The following is a 23,253-nucleotide window of genomic DNA, read 5'->3' as shown; positions in this document are numbered from 1 at the left end:
TTCATACATTTAACTCATAATCACCCTATCCTAAGGGCTCTTACTAAAACACTTATGAATTACGAACTACTTATTGTCGACGATGATAATGTCTTTTTACACTTACATGAGCAGTTATTGAAAAAAAATGGGATAGGAAAAACACCAGAAAAGTTTGAAAATTGTAGTCAGGCGTTGGAATACATATCAAACAATCAAAATTCCTATGCGAAATTTTATGTTTTTTTGGATATTTATATGGATGGAATGAATGGTTGGTCTTTCATGGATCAACTAGTGGAAAAAGACTTGACTTCGATTACTGATGTAGTAGTGGTCACTTCTTCTATCAATCTGCATGACCACAAAAAAAGTGAAGAATACTCCAATATTCTAGCTTACATTGAAAAACCTTTTTCTAACAAACACATGAGGGATTTAATCGAAAAAACTGCTCTGAAAGACTTCTTGCAATGAAGGAAAACTTGGACACAAGTGTGCTTAACTTTAATCAGGATTCGCTTTTTTTACTTAATTTATCCTTAGCGATCATTATGTTTGGTGTTGCGCTTGATCTTAAAGTGAGTGATTTCAAATATATAGGTAAAAATCCAAAGGCTTTTTTTGTAGGGATTATTTCTCAATTCTTTTTTTTACCTTTCCTTACATGGATCTTGGTTCAACTCATTCAAGTTCCTCCCTCTGTTGCGTTGGGTATGTTCTTGGTGGCAGCTTGTCCTGGTGGAAATGTTTCAAATTTTATGACTCATCTTGCTAAAGGAAACACTGCTTTATCGGTATCCCTCACGGCATTTTCCACTGCTTTTTCAATCTTTATCACCCCTTTAAACTTTGCGCTATGGGCTAGCTTTTACGAGCCTTCCAGTGCTTTACTTAAAAGCATTTCGCTCTCTTACTTTGAAGTTTTTCAAACAGTTGCTCTCATATTAGGTATCCCATTGATGCTCGGGATGTATATCAATACTTACTATCCAACACGGGCTAAACGTTTAAGTAAAATTTTAAAACCAGTAAGTATCTTAATTTTTGCAGCCTTTGTGGTAATTGCATTTTTAGGAAATTACAATTTATTTCTTCAATTTATTGGACTCATCTTTTTTTGGGTACTTGCTCACAATTTGGTGGCTTTGGTAGCCGGCTTTAGCTTAGCTAAACTTGCACGATTACCTTTGGCTGATACAAAAACCTTGACCATAGAAACAGGAATTCAAAATTCAGGCTTGGCTTTGGTTTTGATTTTCACCTATTTTGATGGTCTCGGAGGAATGGCAATTATCGCAGCTTGGTGGGGAATTTGGCATATTATTTCTGGTATGAGCATTGCTTTGGGATGGAAAGATGTTCGAGAAGTGGTCTTTCAAAAAACAGAAACTTAGCATTCATGAATGATTTACAGATGAAAAGTCTTTTTAATTGGGCGCTTAGGCTGACAGTCAAATTTGCTTTATTTATTTTTTATCGAAAAATTCATCTAGAAGGAAAAGAGTTTCTTCCCCGAAGAAAAGCTGTCATTATCGTAGCCAATCATCAAAACGCCTTGATTGATCCGTTGATCGTGGCTACACAGACAAATTTGAAACCACATTTTCTTACCCGAGCATCTGCATTCAAAAACCCTATTGCAAATCGCCTATTGAGGTTCATCCGCATGATACCGGTCTATCGGGTTCGCGATGGCAAGCACAACATGGATAAAAACAATGAAACTTTTGATCAGTCTATATCCATACTCTCCCAATTGGGTTCAATACTTATTTTTGCTGAAGGTGGACACAGTCACGAACGTAACATTCGCTCATTAAAAAAAGGGTTTACCCGTATTGCCTTCCAAACATTGGAACGATTTCCTGAATTGGATCTAATCATTCTTCCTGTTGGAATCAATTATAGCAATCATTCCCATTCAGGAGCAGATGTGGGGATATGGATTGGAAAAGAAATACCAGTAAAACCATACCTTCATAACCACGATCAATTAATGAGAGTCACTCAAGAGGCCTTAAAACCCTTAGTAACCCAGATACCCGAAGAAAATTATCATAATTATTTGCAAGCCTTGATTGATCGATCAATTAGTCTAAGCAATCCTTCTCAAGTTAAAATAGCGCTAGAAAAAGACCATCTAAAGCCTGTGAGTCCAAGACATGAAGGAGTTTTATGGAGTAAAAAACTTTTTCGGCTCATCCATTGGCCCCTTTGGCTGCTTTGGAAAAGAATTCAACCAACCATCGAAGATCATGTGTTTTACGCAACCTTCAAATTTGTCATTGGCTTGGTCGGCTATCCCCTGATGCTAACCCTCATCCTCTTATTACTTCCCCAAACTGTTGGATACCCTTATGTCTTATTGAGTATTTTAACCGTATTTTCTAATCGGAGCAGGCAAGGATTGTGAGTATAGACGTAGCTCATGTTTACTGCCAAAAATAGGGTTGTCACTCCATTGGTTGCGTATTGGGTATACACCTATTTGATGAGTCAAAGGCATCCTATCCAATCACCATTTCCTCCCCAAATCAACCTTTGTTCCCAAAATCTGACTTTTTAACAATATTTTACACAAAGACTCTTCAAGAAAACTATATTTGTTCAACTGCTTCATAAAAGCATGTATCATTCACTTTCACATACGAATACCTATGAAAAATACATTTTACCAATTTTTAATCCCGATTTTACTCACGGGAGGTACCCTCTGCGCTCAGCAAGTAGACGGTTTTAAACAGTCTAATTTGGAAAAGCAACAATCAACAGAAACTAAGTTTTTACAAACTGTAGACTTTTCATCTTTCCGAAAACACTTGGAGAAAATCACCTCTGATCCCCATCCCGCAGGTTCTGTTGCCAATGAAAAAGTTAAGGACTACATGGTAGAAACCATGAAAAAAGCAGGTCTGGATGTTCAGGTTTATCCCTATGATGTATACTTGCCTATTGGTTCGGGTGAATCTCTCATAGAGTTGGTAACCCCAATACGCATGCCTCTCAACCAACAGGAAAATATCTTGGAAGAAGATCCCTACTCTGCACATCCAGAGCTATGGAAAGGCTGGAATGCTTTTACAGGCAACGGCGATGTTACTGCGGAAGTAGTGTATGCAAATTACGGTACAAAAGCCGATTTTGAACGGTTAAAAGATTTAGGAATTGATATCAAAGGTAAAATAGTTTTAGCGAGGTACGGAGGGAATTTTCGGGGCTTTAAAGCCAAATTTGCCGAGGAAAATGGTGCGGCTGGCTTAATCATCTTCACGGACCCAGGGGACTCCGGCTATGCAAGAGGTTTGGTATACCCAGAGGGGATATTTTACAATGAAAGCTCTATTCAGCGTGGATCTTTACTTACAGTAGATTGGACAGGAGATGCCTTGACTCCTTTTGAGCCTGCCCTTCCCTTGGATAGCAAAACGAAAGTAAAGCGGCTGAAACCTGAGGAAGTTGGTTTACACACCATTCCTGTGACTCCAATATCCTATGGTTCAGCCAAAGAAATCATCGGAAGAATGACTGGGAAACCAGTACCAAGTGGCTGGCAAGGAGGCTTACCCTATACCTACCGATTAGAAGGTGGTCCAGATTTGAAAGTACGCCTCAAAGTGCATCAGGACAAAGGATTTGTTCGTGCGAATAATGTAATTGGTACAGTTAAGGGAAATCAGTTCCCAGACGAGTGGGTAATCCTTGGTTGCCATTATGATGCATGGAGCTTTGGTTCGACAGATCCCAACTCTGGTACAGCCATGTTGCTATCCCTGAGTGAAACATTAGGGAAATTAGTTGAAGAAGGCTTCACTCCTGCCCGTTCGATTATGATTGCCCATTGGGATGCAGAAGAGCACGGCGTGATTGGTTCTACCGAATGGGTAGAGCAATTCAGAGATCAATTAAGTGCCAAAGCAGTAGCCTACATCAATTTGGATGCGGCAGTAGCCGGTAGAAATTTTGGAGCTTCCGCTTCACCTACTTTGAAAAAGGTAATTATGGAATCGGCTAAAGCGGTCAGTTTTCCTGATTCCGCCAAAACAGTGTACCAAGTTTGGGCTGGACGAAGAGATGAACCAACCATTGGGAACCTTGGAGGAGGATCCGATCATATCGCTTTTTATATGCATGTAGGTATTCCTTCTATTAGTGGAGGAGCTGGTGGTCCAACGCTTTACCATACCAATTATGATAATCTTCATTTTTACGAAAAATTCGCTGACCCAAGTTTCAAAATGGGTGGTGCTGTTGAACAGCTGGTAGGAATCATGAGTTTGCGTCTTGCCAATGCCGATGTGATTCCTTATCAAGTATCCAGATATGCAAAAGATTTGGATGGACATTTTACCAATGCTGAGCGAGGTATTAAAAACTTTCATCCTGTATTTATGGGATTTGAGCAGTCAAGAGCCGCAATAGCTTCTATGAAATCAGCTGCCGAAAGTTTGGATGAAAAAATAGCCACTTCTCTTGCATCTAACAGTTTAGATAGTAAAAAAGCACAACAAATCAATCAGGCTCTGCTTCAACTGGAAAAAGCTTTTATTGATCCCAAAGGAATGTATTTTGGCAGTTGGTACCGTTCATTGTATGCTGCAAATGACCCATTCAGTGGTTACGCATCGTGGATTCTTCCTGGTATCCAATATGAAATTGAATTGAAATCATCAGATCGTCTTGAAGAATGGGATACCCGTTATGCGAGTGCTATCAACGAACTCCAAACTAGAATTGAAAAAATCAGCTCAATGCTTTAGACCTAGCTTAAATTGCTCTACATTGAGATAATAAAATAATCAGCCCACAAACCCATTAGTATACTAAGGGCATGTGGGCTGAGGTTTTTTAAACTTATGCAAATAAAAAACCAAAAGTTACTGTACAGCAGCAGCAGCATTCAATAATCCCCAACCAAACTGACTATTTCTATTTGGGAAAAGATGAGCAGTAGAAGCCATTCGCTGTAATACCTGCGTTCTATTCCAATTGGGATTTCTAGCCCAGACAAGTGCTGCAATTCCAGCCGCAGTTGCAGTTGCTACAGAAGAACCGCCCACCATTGCAGGGTCATTGCTATAATTAGCTGTGGTAAGTGGATGGTTATTGGTTCCACCTCTCTCCATGATCACGGTAAAATCAACCATACTTCCAGAATGACAGGTATCACAACGCTGATAAAAAGCAGCTTCCTTGATACCGGTTACAGCAACAGTTTCTGCCATATTTGCAGGAAAAATCACACCAAACCAATTGGTCCAAGAGGTAGAGGTTCCCGCCGCTGCAAAAATCAATTTCCCTCTGTTATGGGCAAATCGAATAGCATCTGCCACCTTTGAGTTTGAAAAAACATCTCCAATAGACATACTGATTATCCGGACATCCGATCGATTACCCAACAAAACAAGCGCTTCTGAAACACCATCTTTTTCATTTCCTGAATCAATTACAACATCTTCAGTTCCTCTAACAGAAATTAAGTTTGAATTATAAGCTACTCCAACGGCATTTCCTACCGAATTTCTTGGGGAGGCAATCACCCCTGCCATAGCAGTTCCATGGCCACATTGATCATCGGGACCATCGTAACGCTTCCACCACCAAGAACCTGTCTGATAGGTCCCAAACTTTTCCACTGTACGCCCGGATGAAGCACCGCTATTAAAGCTATTGTTCATCATAGGCTGACTTGGTGACAGTCCTGTATCAATCACTCCTACGGTAATCCCACTACCTGTAGACAAAGACCAAGCATTGTTAATCCCCATGTAAGGATAATTCCAAGATGATTTGGCATTGGGGCTGATCACTGAAAAATCTGAAGCCGGAAGATTAACTTCCGGATCATTGGAACAGCCTTTAGAAGACACGATCCGTGCATCTTCTTGGACTGTATTTAGCAACTCATAATTGAATTGATAACTCAAAGGCTCCATGTAGCGAAGTTCTCCCATATTTTTAAGTCTCTTTAAAACTTCTAGTGCATCGACTTTCACCTCTATATATGGTAAAAATTCATTGACTTGGAAAAGTTCTTCATTGGTCCGTAAACGAGGGCTTTTTTGAGCTATCATAACATCCAAAACCGTCGATTTAATTTGCTCGGATGCATTCACCCATGCCGGATCCGAGAGGTCATCCACTCCTAACCTACTATTTGCATTGTCTAAGGATGCAGGTTTGTATCCAATCGTCAAGGTCGAGTCACTCAAAACTAACGCGGAATAAATTAATTCAACGGATTGTTCCATCCATAAAAAATCCCCTTTTGTGCGAAGGGATTCCAAGATGACCTGATCAATTTGCTGTTTGGTCATCAAATTTAGTTCCTTGGAAGTAGATTCTTCCACCATCAGCTCATCCATTGGATCACTGGAACAAGCTATCATTATCCCTAGCAGAAAAAAACCTGCTATTGATTGTAAAATTTTTGTATTCATAAAGATTGGGGTTATTGTTAATAAACCAATCTAATACATTTTTAGTAAAAAAAAGCACTTCACCGAGTGAAATGCTTTTTAAATGAGTAAAAAAAATTTTATTTCGATTAATCCTGCTTTTTCCCTTTAAAAAGATCGTATTTTAATAGTCTGCAATCGATGGTCCCGTTATAAAACTCTATCCTTCGAGATGTCCGTAAACCAACCTTTTTTGCAAGAACCATATTTCCAGTAAAAATCAAACCTATGTAACCCGGGCACTGCTGTTTCATAAAATCTCCCATCGCCTGATATACTTCTCCCAAATCTCCCTCTTCACCTAATCGTTCTCCATATTCTGGATTAAAAAACACCAGTCCTTCTCCAGTTTCCGGAACATTTGTATCACGGAAATCGCACACCTGAAAATCAATCAATTCTTCTACTCCTGCCATAGCCGCATTCTCACGGGCGAATAACACCGCTTGTTCGCTGATATCAGAGGCTATGATTTTTAAATTGGGTGCTCGGAATATCTTTCGCTCCATTTTAGCTTTGATTTTTTGATAGACAGCATCGTCATATCCTTTGAAATACATGAAGCTATAGTGATCTCTATGCAAACCAGGATACCTGCCAGTAGCCATCATAGCTGCTTCAATAGCCAAAGTACCGGATCCACACATGGGATTCACAAAAGGAGACATCATATCCCAACCACTTGCCAAAATCGTTGCTGAAGCTAAGGCTTCCAACATCGGAGCATGACCAGGAATTTTTCTGTAGCCATGCTTAGCTAACGTCTCTCCCGAGGTGTTGACGTAAAGCGTAGCCTGCGTATCCTTCCAAAACAACTGTAAAACGGCACCATCTAGATTGGACCCGGAGTCAGGCCTTCTGTTGAATTTTTCCCGAAAACGATCCACAATGGCATCTTTGATGCGTACATTGACGAAAAGCGGGTTGGTGACTGTTTCATTATCAACAGTAGAAATTACAGAAAAATAAGTATCAGGTTCCAGGTAATCTTCCCAAGGCAAAACTTTCACCCGACGATAGATATCATCTGCTTTGTGCAAATAAAAAGACTTCAACTCATATAATACATGACTCGCAGTCCGAAGATGTAGATTCAAATCGATACAATCATTGAGAGAGCCGTATACCTCAACAAATGTACGTTCTACTTTTACGGGCTTGAAGCCCAAAGAAATCACCTCTTCCTCCAAATAAGGAGAAAAGCGGTCTTTACAGGTAATAACTATTTTACCTTTTTCATCATAATTAAGCATGCGGCAAATGTACGGAAATATTATTGCTAATTATCCACCTGTTCTGACGGGGTTATCACCACATTCTGAATCAAAACCGGACTAACTTTGAAATAGCCTCCAAACATTCCCTTGCCTTTTACTTGACGAATATTTGAAACTGGATTTTGAGGAGGAGGAGAAAATAATCCCCCATCATTGAAAAGTAAACTCACCAGTTGATTCATATACTCATATGCATCACGATTCAAGCGAAACAATTCCAATCGCACACGGTCATTGGCTCTGAAAGGAACGTTTAATTCAAACCCTTGATTGAGAATATTTGTCCCAAAAGTATCATCAAATAGAAGATAATCTGTTCTACTGTTCAAAAGTGTGTCATTCCGGATGATTCGAATCCGATAAAAATTATCATCCACAAAAGGGATGTCTCCATACAAAGTCAAATAATAGCCCTCCTCCCTAAAAAAACGTTGATCCCGAAATTCATATCGGATACTGTCCAAAGTCGGTGGAGGTAAGATTGTCCCCTCGGATTGGTACTCATTTTCCCCGATACGCACATTCAACTCATAGGATTCATTGATAGATCCAACAAAATTATTAACAGGTAAATACAGTCCTAGCTGTTCGGAAAATCGAAAATTTAGGCGTCCATTGGTACGTTTATTTCGAATAAACACTTCTGCATCTGTAATAAACTCATTGGGATCCGCATCAAAAAAATCGCGGGAACGGGATAATTGAACAAAATTCATTTGTGAGACATCGGTCCAAACCGCCTCAATAATGGGAATTGGCTCCGTATTGCGAAGATCTAAAAAAACTTCTTCTTGACAAGAAACCAAGAGCCAAGCAAGTACTATCCAAGTCAATCGTTGCATATCAAAATTCAAAATTATAAGTCAAAGCTGGTAAGAATGTAAACAGATAGGTCATCACGACCCCTGGTCTACGGGAAGTCACAGAACCCATACTTGGATCAAACCGAATATCATCATTCAAGATTTCAGTAAACTGATAAGAGAATGGATTTTTTCTTCCATACAAATTATATATACTGAGGTTCCAACTCCCTCTCCATTTCTTCCCCTGATCTCGGTTTTTCCAAGTTACAGAGGCATCCATCCGGTGATAATCCGGAAACCTATCTTCATTTCTCAAAGGTCCATACAAAGGCAGACGCTGATTATCCACCTGATAGGTTCCAATCGGGAAGGTTACCGCTTGCCCTGTTGTATAGATAAATGTTAAAGCTGCAGACCAACGTTTATCAAACTGATGATTGACGACCAATGCGAGGTCATGAGGTCTATCAAAACGAGGATTGAAAGGAAGGTTTTCACTAATCCCCTCAATGACTCTCCATGTTCGAGAGTAAGTATAAGAAAACCAACCAGTTGTTTTTCCCACATTTTTTTTCAAAAGAAACTCAGCTCCGTACGCATATCCTCTTCCTGCAAGAATTTCAGTCTCTACATTGTCCGTAAAAATAATGGAGGCTCCTTGACGCAAATCAATGATATTTTGAAAGTTTTTATAATAACCTTCCAATGATAGTTCCCAGGCGTTGTTTTGTAAATTGCGAAATATTCCCAATGAAAATTGATCCCCTACAATAGGCGGAATATAAAAACCAGCCGGAATCCAGCGATCCAATGGTAAACCAGCGGAGGAGTTGCTTGCGACTTGAATATATTGATTGGTTCGATTGTATGAAGCTTTTAAGGATGTCATATCGTCAATCAAATAACGAACAGCCAAGCGAGGCTCTAAGCCTGAAAAAAACTTCATATGCTCAAAATTCCCAAATCTAATTGTATCCAAAATAGCTGATTCAGGTGCAGGAATATCATTTTCATAGATGTATTGTACTCCTCTTCCGATTTGATTGTAAGTATTGACACGTATTCCCGCTTCTACCGAGATACGATTACTGAGTTCCTTACTGTAATTTACAAAAAAATTATTCTGTAAGCCATTGCGAGGATTGGTGGCTATTGGCTCAATCACAGATCCCGGTTCTGGCCTCAAAGAAACAGGAGCAAATCGGTATAATTGAGAATGAAACCCCCAAATCAACGTTGTCTTTTCATTCGGTAACCAGGTCCATGAAGCTTTCAACCCTGTCTCCTCCAATACATTGTCCCACAAAAATCCAGAATCGGGATCTTCAAAGTTAACCTGATACTTATAATAACTGTGATAGGCATTGACATCCAAAAAGAAATCATCCCGAATGATTCTGTTCCAGTTTACAGAGCTAATCCAGTTATCCCATCCAAATCCAAACTGTGCAGAAATACCCAAAAAATCAGAACCATAGTAACTGGAAACTGTCAATTTATCTTTTTCTCCAAGTTTAAAGGCAAACTTTCCACTCAAATCATAAAAATATAAAGAATTATTCCGAATATTTTCATCTCCAGACAACCTGAGAAAAACATCTGCATAAGTCCTCCTACCTGATAATACAAAAGATGATTTATCTGAAAACAAAGGGCCATCCACAGTCAAGCGCGAACTGATAGTACCAATACCACCTTCACCTTTCAATTTTTGATAATTACCTTCTTTCAAGCCAATGTCAATAACAGAGGAAATTCTCCCTCCCAAATTGGCTGGGATATTCCCTTTATAGAAGTCCACTCCCGAAAGTGCATCAGGATTAAATACAGAAAAAAAACCAAAAAAATGAGAGGGATTGTAAATCGGCGCTCCATCTAATTGAACTAAATTTTGATCGGCAGAACCTCCTCTCACAAAAAGACCGGTAGTGCCTTCTCCTGCTGTCTGTACTCCCGGTAATAATTGTAAACTTCGCAATAAATCTACTTCCCCAAACAAGGCTGGTATATTTTTGATCGTTTCGATGGGGACAGAAGACTTTCCTAAATCCAATCCACGGACATTTTGATCCGGAATTCGTTCACGTACAATAATTTCCTGTAAAGAAAGATCTTCGGGCTTTAAGAAAAAACGGACAGAATTTGTTACATCTTTGGCCGTTATTTGTCTACTAGCAGTTTCAAAGCCTACAAATGAAATTACTAAAGTAGCAGGTAAAGAGATTACTGGAATGCTAAATTTTCCATCAATATCAGACACCACTCCACTTTGAGGATTGGACTGCCAATAAATATTTGCTCCTAGCAAAGAAGATTCTAAAGGCAACTCAAAAACATACCCCTCCAAAACTCTTGTCTCTTGTGCACGTAAGACAATGGGGAGTAAAAATAGTATTATAAAGCTCAGTCTTAACAAAACTAATCGGTTCTATGAAATTCAACTCAATAACGTATATTTTCCGCTAACTGTTAAAAATTCTATGATTAAACTTCAATTACTTTTCTTTTGCTCGATAATTAGTAATTTCAGGCCATGATTTGGGCATATCCTGATATTTCGATGTACACGTGGCTAGCCATTGCTTTTGGGCTGCTTTACTTGGGCTACTTATATAGATTTTATAGAATTAATCAGAAACTAAAAGTAAGCAGACATAGACTGTTTATCAAATTGTTTTTAAGAACAGCCTATTTCATCTTGTTTTTGATCGCAATGGCAGGTCCATCCATAGGAACTTCCCTTAAAGAGATTAAAGAAGAGGGAAAAGATATTTTCATAGCTATCGATTTATCTCAATCGATGAATGCAACCGACATCGGTCCTAGCCGCTTGCAACGAACCAAATTTGAGTTGAAAAATTTGGTTAAAACATTTTCAGGTGACCGGATTGGTTTGATTATTTTTTCATCAGAAGCATTTATTCAATGCCCGTTGACATTTGACCAAAACGTATTACAGTTGCACATTGATGGGTTAAATACTGGACTTGTGCCAAATCAAGGAACAGATTTAAGTGCGCCTTTGGCTATGGCACTGAGCAAATTCGAAGCAGAGGAAAGTCAGGAAATCAAATCAAAATCCGTTATCTTCATTTCAGACGGAGAGGACTTTGCTGACAACTTTCGTGATATTACTTCCCAAATGTCCAATCAAGGAATAAAAGTTTTTACCTTGGGTGTAGGAACGAGTCAAGGAAGTACCATTCCAAGAGGTAATTCCGTAATTATCGATTCAAAAACCAATCAGCCTGCTATCACACGTTTGGAAAACAACAATTTAAAGTTGATCGCTAGCCAAACCGATGGTGAGTACTTTGAATTGAGCGATGAAGCCCAAGAAATCCCAAACTTAATTGCTGCCATCGAGCGACAAGAAGGAACTTTGATGGGATCAAGAATGATCGAAGCATCTGCCAATAAATTCTTCTATTTTTTGTTGGCTGCACTTGCACTTGCCATATTTGACATGATCCTACCTGTTCGAACCATAAAATTATAATCCATGCTGTTAATTCGTTTGATCTGGTTATTCTTACTTTTCTTCCCAAATTCTTGGACGGAGATCGGGAGAAAAAATGCTGCTATCCGAGATGCTAGTAATTCCTATGCGAAAGCAGACTATGAAAGCTCAGTTGAAAAACATCTACTACTTGGTTCAGATTTTAAGATTACGGATAGCAACCTCACCTTCAACTTGGCCCTCAGTTATCACTACAACAATCAATTAGAAGAAGCACAGCGCAGCTATTCAAGTTTATTTAGCGACGCAGATAAGGGCTTGGCATCCTTTGCCTCCAATCAGGTTGGAGTCATTCAAGCTGCTCAGAAAAAATATAAGGAAGCTTTGGAATCATTCAAATTTGCCTTAATCAAAGAACCCCGAAATGAAGAAGCACGGTACAATTATGAATTGCTAAGCCGTTGGTTGGAAGAGAATCCAGATCAAGAAGATCAGGATGATTCAGAAGGTGATGATCAGGAAAATCAAGACGAAAACCAGGATCAGGAAGATCAGGACCAGCAAAAGGACTCTAAAGAAAGCAAAGATGGAGAAGGTGATGAAAAGAGTGAGGAAGATGAAGCTTCGGAATCAGAAAAGAAGGATGATAAATCAGGAGATAAATCCCAAGAAGAACGGGATTCAGATGAAGCTTCGGATTTAGAAAGCGATCTAAGCGATCGTGAAAAAGCAATGGAGAAAATGAGGGAGCGTTTGCAGGAGATGAATCTTACCCCCGAGCAGGCCGCACAAATCTTGGAAGCAATGAACGCGGGGGAATTACGCTTCATTCAACAAAATAGAAAAAAACCTACTCAGCGTCCCACTAAAGGCTTGCCTGAGTGGTAATTTAATAATCGTACAACTGATAAATATAAACCCAATGAAAGAAGTATTTATAGTAGCTGCCGTAAGAACTCCCCTAGGTAGTTTTGGTGGCAAATTAAGTGGTCTTACAGCTATTGAACTCGGAAGCTTTGCAATCAAAGGAGCTTTAGCGAAAGCCGGTGTAGACCCTAAAGAAGTGGAAGAAGTGATCATGGGAAACGTGATTTCTGCTAACTTAGGTCAAGCACCCGCAAGACAGGCCGCAATTGGTGCTGGAATCGGTTACAATGTGCCATGTACCACAGTAAATAAAGTATGTTCCTCTGGTATGAAAGCAGTAATGTTTGCTGCTCAATCCATCATGACTGGACAAAATGATTTGGTTGTAGCCGGCGGCATGGAATCCATGTCCAATGTACCGTATTATGTACCAAAAGCGCGCTTTGGATACAAATACGGAAATGCTGAATTTGTTGATGGATTGGTGAAGGATGGTCTTTTTGAGGTTTATTATAAATTCCCAATGGGTAATTGTGCAGATAACACTGCACGCGAAATGAACATCTCCCGTGAAGAACAGGATGCCTATGCTATTCAATCTTACACCCGTGCAGCCGAAGCTTGGAAAACTGGTGCTTTCAAAGACGAAGTTGTACCGGTAGAATTTAAAGGAAGAAAAGGTGAAACAATCGTCATAGACGAAGATGAGGAGTACAAAAATGTCATGTTTGACAAAATTCCAGGACTTCGACCTGTTTTTGAAAAAGACGGTACAGTCACGGCAGCAAATGCCTCTACCATGAACGATGGAGCTTCTGCATTGATTTTAGCGTCTAAAGAAAAAGTAGAGGAGTTAGGTTTAACACCAATCGCAAAAATCAGAGGTTTTGCAGATGCCGCACAGGACCCCCTATGGTTTACGACAGCACCTGCTTTGGCTATTCCTAAAGCAATCAAAAATGCAGGCATCACAGAAGCTGATGTAGACTATTACGAAATCAATGAAGCTTTCTCTGCAGTAGCCTTAGCTAATCAAAAAGAACTGAATTTATCAGCAGATCGCCTCAATATATATGGTGGTGCAGTTTCCCTCGGTCATCCACTCGGTGCTTCCGGAGCAAGAATCATTGCCACCCTCAACAGCGTATTGCATCAAAAAAATGCTAAAATCGGTGTTGCAGGTATCTGTAATGGAGGTGGTGGTGCATCAGCTATCGTTATAGAGAAAATTTAATTCATAACTGTATCACCTTGAAAAAATTCATTGTATACTTTTTAGTAACCGTTGTTTTTACCGCTCAAGCACAAAATCAAGAGCGTATTCGTACTTTTTACGATGAACAACAACTGAAAGTAAAAGAGGTGTATACGAACATCAATGGTGTGGCAGAAGGAGACTACCGTCTTTATTATGAAGACGGTGGTCTTGCTGTCACTGGAACCTTAAAAGGAGGACAAAAGCAGGGTGTTTTTGTGGATTTTTACCCCGGTACTACAGATACACTCAGAATCACGACATACGTCGACAATGTCAAGCAAGGTATTTCTACTTCTTATTTTGAAAATGGTACTATTTCTCAAAAACTCACCTATGTGTCTAATAAAATTGAAGGCGAAGTAATCACCTTCTATGAAGATGGGTCAGTGAAAAGGCGAGCTACATTTAGCCAAGACAGACCGAATGGATACTCTTTTGAGTATGATGAAAATGAACAGCTTCTTGAAAAAATCCTGTATAAAAATGGCTTAATTGACGGTAAAAAAGAAGAATTTTATCCAGATGGCACTGTACAGTCCTATACACATTACAAAAGTGGGATCATCCATGGAGAACAATCAAGTTTTTATCCAAATGGCAAACTAAAATCACGCTTTTTTTACAAAAATGGATACCAGCACGGCCCTATCCTTAGCTATTTTGAAAATGGGCAGCTCTTTCGAAAAGGCAGCTATAAAAATGGAGACCCTGCGGGTGATTTTCTAACCTATCACCCAAACGGAGTATTAGCAGAATCTGCTTCCTACACCAAAGGACTGCCAAAAAATGAGCGAGTCCTCTATGACGAAACAGGGAAAATAACGGAGAAAATCAGTTACAATAAAAATGGTCAACCAGCAATCGCAATGGAATATTACCCAAGTGGAGAACTTTTAAAAGAGGTTTTTTATCGAAATGGTCTAGAGGATGGCTTATCCAAAGTGTATCATCTTAATGGGCAGGTAAAAGAAACTTGGCCCTACAGTAGAGGAAGGCTTGAAGGAACTCAACAGGTATTCAACGAAACTGGAGAACTCTTAATGGAACGATATTTTAAGAACGGAAGGCTGATTGGAAGTAAAGACATCGAGAATTAAATCAATACTTTTATTATTTTTGTGAGAACTCATCCAATCATGAATCAAGCGATCAAAGAAACAGCTTTTCAGTTCCCCGGGCAAACTGCTTTTTACAAAGGAAAGGTCAGGGATGTATATCATTTTCCGGAATTATTGGTGGTCATAGCCAGTGATCGGATCTCAGCTTTCGATGTTGTACTCCCCAAAGCGATTCCTTTCAAAGGTCAGGTATTAAATCAAATTGCAGCCAAATTCTTATCCGCTACAGCTGATATTGTTCCTAATTGGGTCTTAGATGTTCCTCATCCTCAAGTAACCATAGGAAAAAAATGCGAGCCATTTAAGGTTGAAATGGTCATCCGTGGATATTTAGCAGGACACGCTGCAAGGGAATACAAAGCAGGAAAGCGAAGTATTTGTGGTGTATTCCTTCCTGAAGGATTGAAAGAAAATGACCCTCTCCCCCAGCCTATTATCACCCCAACAACCAAGGCTTCTGAGGGTCATGATGAAGATATTTCCAAAGAACAAATTTTGGCTCAAGGCATCGTCAGTGCTGAGGATTACGCCGTCTTGGAAAAATATACCCATGCCCTCTTTGAAAAAGGAACTGCAATGGCAAGGGAAAAAGGCCTCATTTTAGTGGATACCAAGTATGAGTTTGGTAAGTTTGGTGATGAAATTTTATTGATTGATGAAATACACACGCCTGATTCTTCCCGTTATTTCTACGCTGAAGGTTATGAAGAGCGACAGCAAACAGGGGAAGCCCAAAAGCAGTTATCTAAAGAGTTTGTCAGGCAATGGTTGATTGCTCACGATTTTCAGGGTAAAGAAGGCCAAAGCATCCCCGAAATCCCACAAGTATTTGTAGAAGAAATTTCAGATCGGTATATTGAGCTTTTCGAAAAAATAACTGGAGACACCTTTGTCAAAAGCACAAGCAAAAACCTAGCAGTAGACATAGAAAAAGTAGTTACAGAATACATCCTAAAATTAAACCAACAATAAGAATTGTATGAAATACACTGTAGATAAAAAAGAGCAATACGTGGTATTCACTCCCATGGAAGAGAAGTTGGATACTATCCTTTCACCAAAATTAAAGTCAGAACTGTTGACCGTACATGCCGAAGGTTACGAAAACCTTGTAATTGATATGAGTAATGTCAAATATGCAGATTCCAGCGGTCTATCGGCCTTGTTAGTCGGAAATCGTGAATTCAGTCGAAATGGGGGGATTTTTGTAGTGGTAAATCCTCAGGACCATGTCATGAAATTGATAAAAATTTCTATGCTCGATAAAGTTTTTACTATCGTAAGCACCTTGGAAGAAGCGGCTGAAGCTGTATTTATTCATGAAATTGACGCTGTAGATACCGAAGAAGAAGAAGAGGAAGATTGATTTTGGAATTTGATGTAACAGTTTTAGGGAGCAATTCGGCAATTCCTGCCCATGGACGGAATCAATCCGCCCAATTAATTATGATTGGACAGTCAGGGTTATTACTTGATTGTGGTGAAGCCACGCAGATTCAACTCAGAAAATTTAAGCTAAAGTTCTCTAAAATTGATTTTATCTTCATCTCACATTTGCATGGAGATCATTACCTAGGGTTGATGGGTTTGATCTCCAGCTTTCATTTAAACAAACGCACCCGACTTTTAACAGTTTTCGGACCTGCAGGTCTGGACGAAATCATCACAGTACAGCTCAAGCACAGCAATAGTAAGCTCAACTTTCCCTTGCGCTTTGTTCAAACAGATCCTTCTCAAGAACAATTAATCTTAGAGGAAAAAAACTTCAAAGTCCATAGTTTTCCTTTGCAGCATCGGTTGCCTTGCACAGGGTTTAGAATTGATGAAAAAATTGCCTACCGTAATTTAATTAAAGAAAAACTCCAAGAACAAAAATTACCTCTTGAAGCTATCAATACTCTAAGATTAGGCAAAGATTATGTAGATCAGGTCACCAATAAAAACTATACAGTGAAGGAGTTTACTTATCCTGTCAAAAAAGCACGTTCCTATGCCTACTGTTCGGATACAATCTATGATCCAACGATCAAACAATACATAGAGGGGGTGAGTTTATTGTATCATGAAGCTACTTTTGGTGAAGAAGAGGCAGAAAGAGCAGCAGATACCTATCATAGTACCGCTGCTCAAGCAGGAAAGATTGCCCAATTAGCTAATGTAAATCATTTAATGTTAGGACATTATTCTACCCGTTACCTAGATTTGACACCTTTATTGGAAGAAGCCAAGCAACATTTTCCTTCAGTTATTCTAAGTGAAGAAGGCGTTACCTACCCAATCCGCTAAAACCACCTCGTTTACCTATGAGTATTGCTGACTCTAAAGTTTATCAGTCAAAAAAAACAAATCTGTTTATAATTTTAGCTGGCATTTTCCTTACCAATGCCATCTTAGCTGAAATTATTGGTGTAAAGATTTTTTCTGGAGAAAACACCTTAGGTCTTGAACCAGCTGGTTGGACTTTTTTTGGTGAATACATCTTGGATTTTAACTTAACTGCCGGTGCCGTCATCTGGCCTATTGTGTTTATCACCACCGATATCATTAATGAATACTATGGTAAAAAGGGTGTACGAAAAATAAGTTTCATCACAGCCTTTTTCATTGCATACATGTTTATTGTGATTTCTTTAGTGACGGTATTGCCTCCAGCCGCATTTTGGTTAGATGTAAATAGCCCAGATGCCGATGGCAATCCTTTTGATATCAATTATGCATTCAATGTTATCTTCCGTCAGGGATTGGGAATTATTATTGGCTCATTGATTGCATTTCTTTTAGGTCAGTTGGTAGACGTCTATGTGTTTCAAAAACTAAGGAAAATCACAGGGCCTAAAATGATTTGGCTGAGAGCTACAGGCTCTACGCTTGTTTCACAATTTATTGACTCCTTTGTTGTATTGGGAATTGCCTTTTATATTTTCGGCAACTGGTCTTGGGCACAGGTAGTCTCTGTGGGGATCATCAATTACATTTATAAGTTTGGAGTAGCAATTTTACTCACTCCACTATTGTACTTAGGTCATCATCTAATTGACCGATATTTAGGCAAAGAGGTAGCAGAGCAGCTGACCCAAGAGGCTTCAGCTGACACATCCTTTCTATAACTAGGATAAACCAATCAACATTGCTTTCCATCACAGATTTGGGGCTTTTGGTCACAGGATTTTGCTTACCACTATGAAAAAAATTAACCTTGTTGCATCAATTATGCAACTATGAAAAACAACGAACTTCATTTCAAACAAATTGAATGGTGGATTGTCACTGTCCTCTTTACCATTATCATTCTCACGAATGTTTTAAATTTCGGTAACTATAACTTTAACAACCATCATTTTTCCGCACGATATTTTTCCAATATTGTCATTCCAGCTTTGCTTTATTTTTCATTTTTTATCTTCCATACTAAACTCTTACCTCAGTATTTAGAGACACGCAGCGGAGGTCATTTTTACTTTTACAGTATTCTTTTGTTGGTGTTTGGCTGGATAGTTTCCTCTATTCTAGGGTTTATGACAAATTGGTATAGCAATCCTTTCAACCCTCAATACTTTGGTCCTTTGGCTCTGTATGCTGCTTACCTAGTTTTTGTTTACCTCTTCAATCAAAGCTTAAAACCTCCTCGTTTACAGGACTTTACAATTTATAATCTCATCAGACTTGTTACAATTTATATTTTTATTGCATTATTCTTAGTCCAAGGCGGTAAGTTTATTTGGGATGGTATTTCTATGTTTTTTGTTGTCTTTGTTCCAGGGCTGACTGCATTGGTACTTTACAATTATTTCTTCATTTACTTAAATCGAAAGAATCGAAATAGTCAACTTGCTTGGCGTATGTACTACTTACTCATCGGGTTGATTGTACTTACAACTGCCATATTTGCACTAACGGCTCGACATGACGGGCTCAGTATTGGTATATCAGGTTTGGTAGTTCTCTTCGTTATACTGGTTATCGTACTTCCCTTATCTAATTTCTTTTTCAATAAATTTGATGGTTATGTCCATCAAATCAATACCTTATCAGTCCAAGTAGACCAAGGGATTGCAAACCTTGACTTTTTAAAGTCCCAAATCAATCCTCATTTCCTATTCAATGCACTTAATACCCTTTACGGAACAGCGCTATTGGAAAACAGCGAAAAGACCGCTGAGGGAATACAAAAATTGGGAGATATGATGCGCTTCATGTTACATGAAAACAATCAAGACAAAATTCAGCTGGATCGTGAAAAAGAATACCTAATGAATTATGTAGATCTCCAAATGCTGCGACTCAAAGATCAGTCACAAGTAGAAGTGATTTTTCACAAATCGGAAGATGCTTTCACAGGGTTAATTGCACCGATGTTGTTAATTCCTTTCATAGAAAATGCCTTCAAACATGGTATTAGCATGCAACAAAAATCATGGGTGAAAATCAGTTTGCGATGCCTTGCGGGATCAGTACATTTGGATGTAAACAATAGCATCCATCGAAGCAATGAACAAGATCCAGAAAAACCAAATTCAGGAATCGGCTTATCTAACGTCAAACAGCGCTTGAAATTACTCTATCCAAAAAGACATGATTTGATCATCCGAGAAAATGATATGGAATACTTTGTACATTTAAGCATTCAACTTACTTAAGACAATGCTAAAAGCAATTGCAATAGATGATGAGGTACTCGCATTGGAAGTAATCAAATCCCATGCGAGCAAAACTCCTACGCTTGACTTGCAGCACACCTTTACCAATCCGCTGGAAGGTTTGGAGTACTTACGAGCACATCCCATTGATGTATTATTTTTGGATATCAAAATGCCTGATCTCAATGGCTTGGAGCTGAAAGTCCTCTTACCAAAAGATTTACTTGTAATCTTCACCACTGCCTACTCCGAACATGCAGTTAAAGGCTTTGAGCTTGACGCATTGGATTATTTATTAAAACCGTTTAGCTTGAGTAGGTTCTTGAAAGCTTGTGATAAAGCAATGGAGATTTATTCCCTCAAGAATCCAAATAAATCTAATCCCGAATACGTGTTTATCAAATCAGGCAATGAGGAAGTTAGAGTCATTTTTTCTGAATTACTCTACTGTGAAGCTCGGGGAAACTATGTGCATTTTGAATTGAGTTCAGGAGGGTTCTTATCTCGTATGACTTTCAAAGAAGCAGAAGCCTTACTCCCATCAGATTTTGTCAAAAGCCATCGTTCCTTTGTGGTAAACACAACTCATGTAGGTAAAGTAGAAAAGCAACAAGTCTTGGTCCAAGGAAAAATTGTCCCGATTGGAAGTAATTTTCAGGAGTCTTTTTTAGCAGCTTTGAAACGATAAATAGCCATCCTACCTTTTGAAATCGGTAAAAAACCTAACACAAGGTAAGATGGCTTAGAAAATTACTTTTTGTATGTCTCCTCGTGAAAATCAATTAACTCCACTGAAGAAGGACCTACTTTCCAAATATCATCGCAGTAGTCTTTGATACTTCTATCAGAGGAAAATTTCCCCATTCTTGCGACATTGAGAATAGACATACGTGCCCAACCTTCTTTATCCCGATAAGCTGCTGCTACCTGTTCTTGTTGAGCTACATAAGACTCAAAATCAGCCAATACCAAATACTCATCGTGGTACAACATAGAGTTGATCAGATCCCGGAAGATTGACCCATCCATATGGGAAAAATAGCCATCATTGATTTGGTCAATAGCTAGTTTAAGTTCTTGGTTACCCATATAATAATCATAGGGATTATATCCTGATCTCTTTTTCTCCTGTACTTCCTCCTCCGTCAGTCCAAATAAGAAGAAGTTCTCCTCCCCTACACATTCACGAATTTCCACATTGGCACCGTCCAAGGTTCCAAGGGTCAATGCACCATTCAGAGAGAGCTTCATATTCCCTGTTCCCGAAGCTTCTTTCCCGGCAGTAGAAATTTGCTCAGAAACGTCGGCTGCAGGATAAATTTTTTGAGCATTGGTAACATTGTAATTGGGATAAAAGACCACCTTTATTCTGTCTTTAACTATAGGGTCGTTGTTGATTACGTCTGCCACAGAAGTGATCAATTTAATCATCAATTTGGCTAATCGATAGCCTGGAGCTGCTTTCCCAGCAAAAATGAATGTTCTTGGAATAATTTCTGCAGTAGGATTTTGCTTGATCCGATTATACAGTGCTATTACGTGCAGAATATTTAAATGCTGTCTCTTGTACTCGTGAATCCTTTTGACATGTACATCAAAAATTGACTCCGGGTCAACCTTGATTTTAGTTCGTTGAAGAATTCGTTTTGCCAAGTCTTTCTTCATTTCGTATTTGACCTGCATCCATTCTTTCTGAAAGGCCTTATCATCAGCAAACTGTTCTAAACCTTTTAGTTCATCCAAATTTTTAATCCACCCTTCTCCAATTTTTGAGCTAATCAAATCTGATAGTTTTGGATTACTTAAAACCATCCACCTTCTCGGAGTTACACCGTTCGTTTTATTAGAAAACTTATCTGGCCATAACTTATACCAATCTTTTAAAACTGTCTTTTTCAAAAGTTCAGAGTGAAGAGCTGCCACACCATTGATAGCAAATGAACCTGCACAAGCTAAATTCGCCATACGGATTTTCTTCCAAGGGCCATCCGAAATGATAGAAAGATTTCTAATCAACTCATGATCACCATACGCGAGGATAGTGACTTCATCTAAAAATCTGCGGTTAATTTCCTGAATGATTTCCAAATGTCTAGGCAATACAGACTGGAATAAATCTAAGTCCCATGTTTCTAACGCTTCAGGAAGAAGTGTATGATTTGTGTATGCAAAGCTCTTTTTGGTAACATCCCATGCTGTATTCCACTCTACCTCATATACATCTACCAACAAACGCATCAATTCAGCCACTCCAATTGCTGGATGTGTATCATTCAATTGCACTACAAATTTATCATAAAAATTTTCGACTTTTCCGCCCTGACTCAAATGAATTGCCATCATGTCTTGAAGGGAACAACTTACAAAGAAGTACTGCTGCTGTAACCGAAGAATTTTACCTTCACGTTGCTCATCATTAGGGTAAAGCACTTTAGAAATATTTTCACAGATCACTTTATCACTCACTGCTCCTGAATATAACCCTTGATTAAAAGTCTGGAAATCAAATGATTTAGGCGCCTCTGATTTCCAAAGACGTAGGGTATTACAAGTATTCACACGATAGCCTAGGATAGGTGTGTCGTAAGCAATTCCCTTGACAATTAATCCAGGAATCCAGTTCGCTTTAAACTTTCCATTGACATCTGTATAGTGCTGAACATATCCCCCCAGTTTCACATCATATCCCAACTCCCGCTTTGCTATCTCCCAAGGATTTCCTCTTCTCAACCAGTTATCAGTATCTTCAATCTGCCAACCATCTTTTATATCTTGTTCAAAAATCCCAAATTGATAGCGCATACCATAACCGATGGCAGGTACTTCCAAGGTTGCAAGGGAATCCATATAACATGCTGCTAATCTTCCCAAGCCTCCGTTTCCTAATCCAGGCTCCACTTCTTTACTTATCAACCAATCCAAGTTGAAACCTAGAGAATCAATAGCTTCTTCCATGTTTTCATAAATCCCAAGATTTATCAGGTTATTAGCCAAATGTGGGCCCAACAAATATTCTGCTGATAAATAAGAAACTATTTTTTGACTTGGATTTAAATATTGTTTGACAGAAGCAACCCAGCGTTGCTGCAAGCGATCCCTTACCGCATAGGACATCGCCATGTAATAATCACTTCTAGTAGCAATTTCAGGAAACTTACCTTGGGCATAGAAAAGATGATTTAATACTGCTCTTTTTAAGGTATCCGGGCTTAAACCCGTCCTTGTTTCCTCTCTTGTTAAGATACGTTGCGTATCCTTATGATTCGGTTTCATATAACTATTTTCAGATTTCTAATTTTTTGATTTTCTAATTCCACTTAAGCGGTAAGTTACGGAATTCAGATACGAATAAAAAAAGCAATCTGAAATCAAACGATTGCGGAAAAAATATTT

The 23,253-nt window shown here is 38.9% G+C and carries 19 protein-coding genes; 14 read left to right on the top strand and 5 right to left on the bottom strand.

What is annotated here, in order from left to right:
• The first annotated feature begins 54 nt into the window (after positions 1 to 54).
• The 4 genes from IPZ59_RS13985 (at position 55) to IPZ59_RS13970 (ending at position 4,739) form a co-directional block, all read left to right on the top strand.
• Complete coding sequence (locus IPZ59_RS13985; RefSeq protein WP_236136665.1) at positions 55 to 456, top strand: response regulator; 402 nt, start codon at positions 55 to 57, stop codon at positions 454 to 456.
• Positions 453 to 1,376, top strand: a complete 924-nt coding sequence (locus tag IPZ59_RS13980) for a bile acid:sodium symporter family protein (protein WP_236136664.1) — start codon at positions 453 to 455, stop codon at positions 1,374 to 1,376. The genes IPZ59_RS13985 and IPZ59_RS13980 overlap by 4 nt, the downstream gene beginning before the upstream one ends.
• Positions 1,377 to 1,381: 5 nt before the next feature.
• Complete coding sequence (locus IPZ59_RS13975; RefSeq protein WP_236136663.1) at positions 1,382 to 2,395, top strand: 1-acyl-sn-glycerol-3-phosphate acyltransferase; 1,014 nt, start codon at positions 1,382 to 1,384, stop codon at positions 2,393 to 2,395.
• A gap of 244 nt (positions 2,396 to 2,639) precedes the next feature.
• Entirely contained in the window at positions 2,640 to 4,739 is a 2,100-nt protein-coding gene (locus IPZ59_RS13970) for a M28 family peptidase (protein ID WP_236136662.1), read from the top strand.
• A 117-nt stretch (positions 4,740 to 4,856) separates the two neighbouring features.
• Here IPZ59_RS13970 and IPZ59_RS13965 read toward each other — a convergent pair whose 3' ends face one another.
• The 4 genes from IPZ59_RS13965 to IPZ59_RS13950 all read right to left on the bottom strand — a co-directional run bounded on the left by IPZ59_RS13965 (position 4,857) and on the right by IPZ59_RS13950 (position 10,936).
• Positions 4,857 to 6,419, bottom strand: coding sequence for a S8 family serine peptidase (locus IPZ59_RS13965; protein ID WP_236136661.1), 1,563 nt, complete (start codon positions 6,417 to 6,419; stop codon positions 4,857 to 4,859).
• A 107-nt stretch (positions 6,420 to 6,526) separates the two neighbouring features.
• Positions 6,527 to 7,690, bottom strand: a complete 1,164-nt coding sequence (locus tag IPZ59_RS13960) for a THUMP domain-containing class I SAM-dependent RNA methyltransferase (protein ID WP_236136660.1) — start codon at positions 7,688 to 7,690, stop codon at positions 6,527 to 6,529.
• Positions 7,691 to 7,716: 26 nt separating this feature from the next.
• On the bottom strand, positions 7,717 to 8,556 hold the full coding sequence (locus IPZ59_RS13955; RefSeq protein WP_236136659.1) for a DUF4249 domain-containing protein: 840 nt from the start codon (positions 8,554 to 8,556) through the stop codon (positions 7,717 to 7,719).
• A 1-nt stretch (position 8,557) separates the two neighbouring features.
• Positions 8,558 to 10,936 (bottom strand): TonB-dependent receptor, encoded by a 2,379-nt coding sequence (locus tag IPZ59_RS13950; RefSeq protein WP_394800713.1) that lies wholly within the window; start codon positions 10,934 to 10,936, stop codon positions 8,558 to 8,560.
• A 117-nt stretch (positions 10,937 to 11,053) separates the two neighbouring features.
• Between IPZ59_RS13950 and IPZ59_RS13945 the strand changes: the two genes are divergently transcribed.
• The 10 genes from IPZ59_RS13945 (at position 11,054) to IPZ59_RS13900 (ending at position 20,548) form a co-directional block, all read left to right on the top strand.
• Entirely contained in the window at positions 11,054 to 12,019 is a 966-nt protein-coding gene (locus IPZ59_RS13945) for a vWA domain-containing protein (protein WP_236136658.1), read from the top strand.
• Positions 12,020 to 12,022: 3 nt separating this feature from the next.
• Positions 12,023 to 12,868: a hypothetical protein gene (locus IPZ59_RS13940; RefSeq protein WP_236136657.1), complete on the top strand. Its 846-nt coding sequence runs from the start codon at positions 12,023 to 12,025 to the stop codon at positions 12,866 to 12,868.
• A 34-nt stretch (positions 12,869 to 12,902) separates the two neighbouring features.
• Positions 12,903 to 14,081, top strand: a complete 1,179-nt coding sequence (locus tag IPZ59_RS13935) for an acetyl-CoA C-acyltransferase (RefSeq protein ID WP_236136656.1) — start codon at positions 12,903 to 12,905, stop codon at positions 14,079 to 14,081.
• 17 nt (positions 14,082 to 14,098) lie between these two features.
• The gene (locus tag IPZ59_RS13930; RefSeq protein ID WP_236136655.1) at positions 14,099 to 15,202 is read left to right on the top strand and encodes a toxin-antitoxin system YwqK family antitoxin; all 1,104 of its coding nucleotides are present in this window, start codon (positions 14,099 to 14,101) and stop codon (positions 15,200 to 15,202) included.
• 39 nt (positions 15,203 to 15,241) lie between these two features.
• Positions 15,242 to 16,195 (top strand): phosphoribosylaminoimidazolesuccinocarboxamide synthase, encoded by a 954-nt coding sequence (locus tag IPZ59_RS13925; protein ID WP_236136654.1) that lies wholly within the window; start codon positions 15,242 to 15,244, stop codon positions 16,193 to 16,195.
• A 7-nt stretch (positions 16,196 to 16,202) separates the two neighbouring features.
• Positions 16,203 to 16,589, top strand: a complete 387-nt coding sequence (locus IPZ59_RS13920) for an STAS domain-containing protein (RefSeq protein ID WP_236136653.1) — start codon at positions 16,203 to 16,205, stop codon at positions 16,587 to 16,589.
• A gap of 2 nt (positions 16,590 to 16,591) precedes the next feature.
• Positions 16,592 to 17,509 carry a ribonuclease Z gene (locus IPZ59_RS13915; protein WP_236136652.1) on the top strand — a complete coding sequence of 306 codons (918 nt, stop codon included), beginning with the start codon at positions 16,592 to 16,594 and terminating at the stop codon, positions 17,507 to 17,509.
• A 17-nt stretch (positions 17,510 to 17,526) separates the two neighbouring features.
• Positions 17,527 to 18,330: a queuosine precursor transporter gene (locus tag IPZ59_RS13910; RefSeq protein WP_236136651.1), complete on the top strand. Its 804-nt coding sequence runs from the start codon at positions 17,527 to 17,529 to the stop codon at positions 18,328 to 18,330.
• 111 nt (positions 18,331 to 18,441) lie between these two features.
• Positions 18,442 to 19,860, top strand: a complete 1,419-nt coding sequence (locus IPZ59_RS13905; RefSeq protein WP_236136650.1) for a sensor histidine kinase — start codon at positions 18,442 to 18,444, stop codon at positions 19,858 to 19,860.
• A 4-nt stretch (positions 19,861 to 19,864) separates the two neighbouring features.
• Complete coding sequence (locus IPZ59_RS13900) at positions 19,865 to 20,548, top strand: LytR/AlgR family response regulator transcription factor (protein ID WP_236136649.1); 684 nt, start codon at positions 19,865 to 19,867, stop codon at positions 20,546 to 20,548.
• Positions 20,549 to 20,610: 62 nt separating this feature from the next.
• On the opposite strand, the gene IPZ59_RS13895 is transcribed toward IPZ59_RS13900, so the two are convergent.
• Entirely contained in the window at positions 20,611 to 23,133 is a 2,523-nt protein-coding gene (locus IPZ59_RS13895; protein WP_236136648.1) for a glycogen/starch/alpha-glucan phosphorylase, read from the bottom strand.
• Between the last annotated feature and the right edge of the window lie 120 nt (positions 23,134 to 23,253).

The sequence above is a fragment of the Mongoliitalea daihaiensis genome (assembly GCF_021596945.1).
Classification (GTDB): domain Bacteria; phylum Bacteroidota; class Bacteroidia; order Cytophagales; family Cyclobacteriaceae; genus Mongoliitalea; species Mongoliitalea daihaiensis.
Note: the sequence above shows the minus strand (reverse complement) of the source record. Positions and strands in the feature narration are given on the sequence as shown.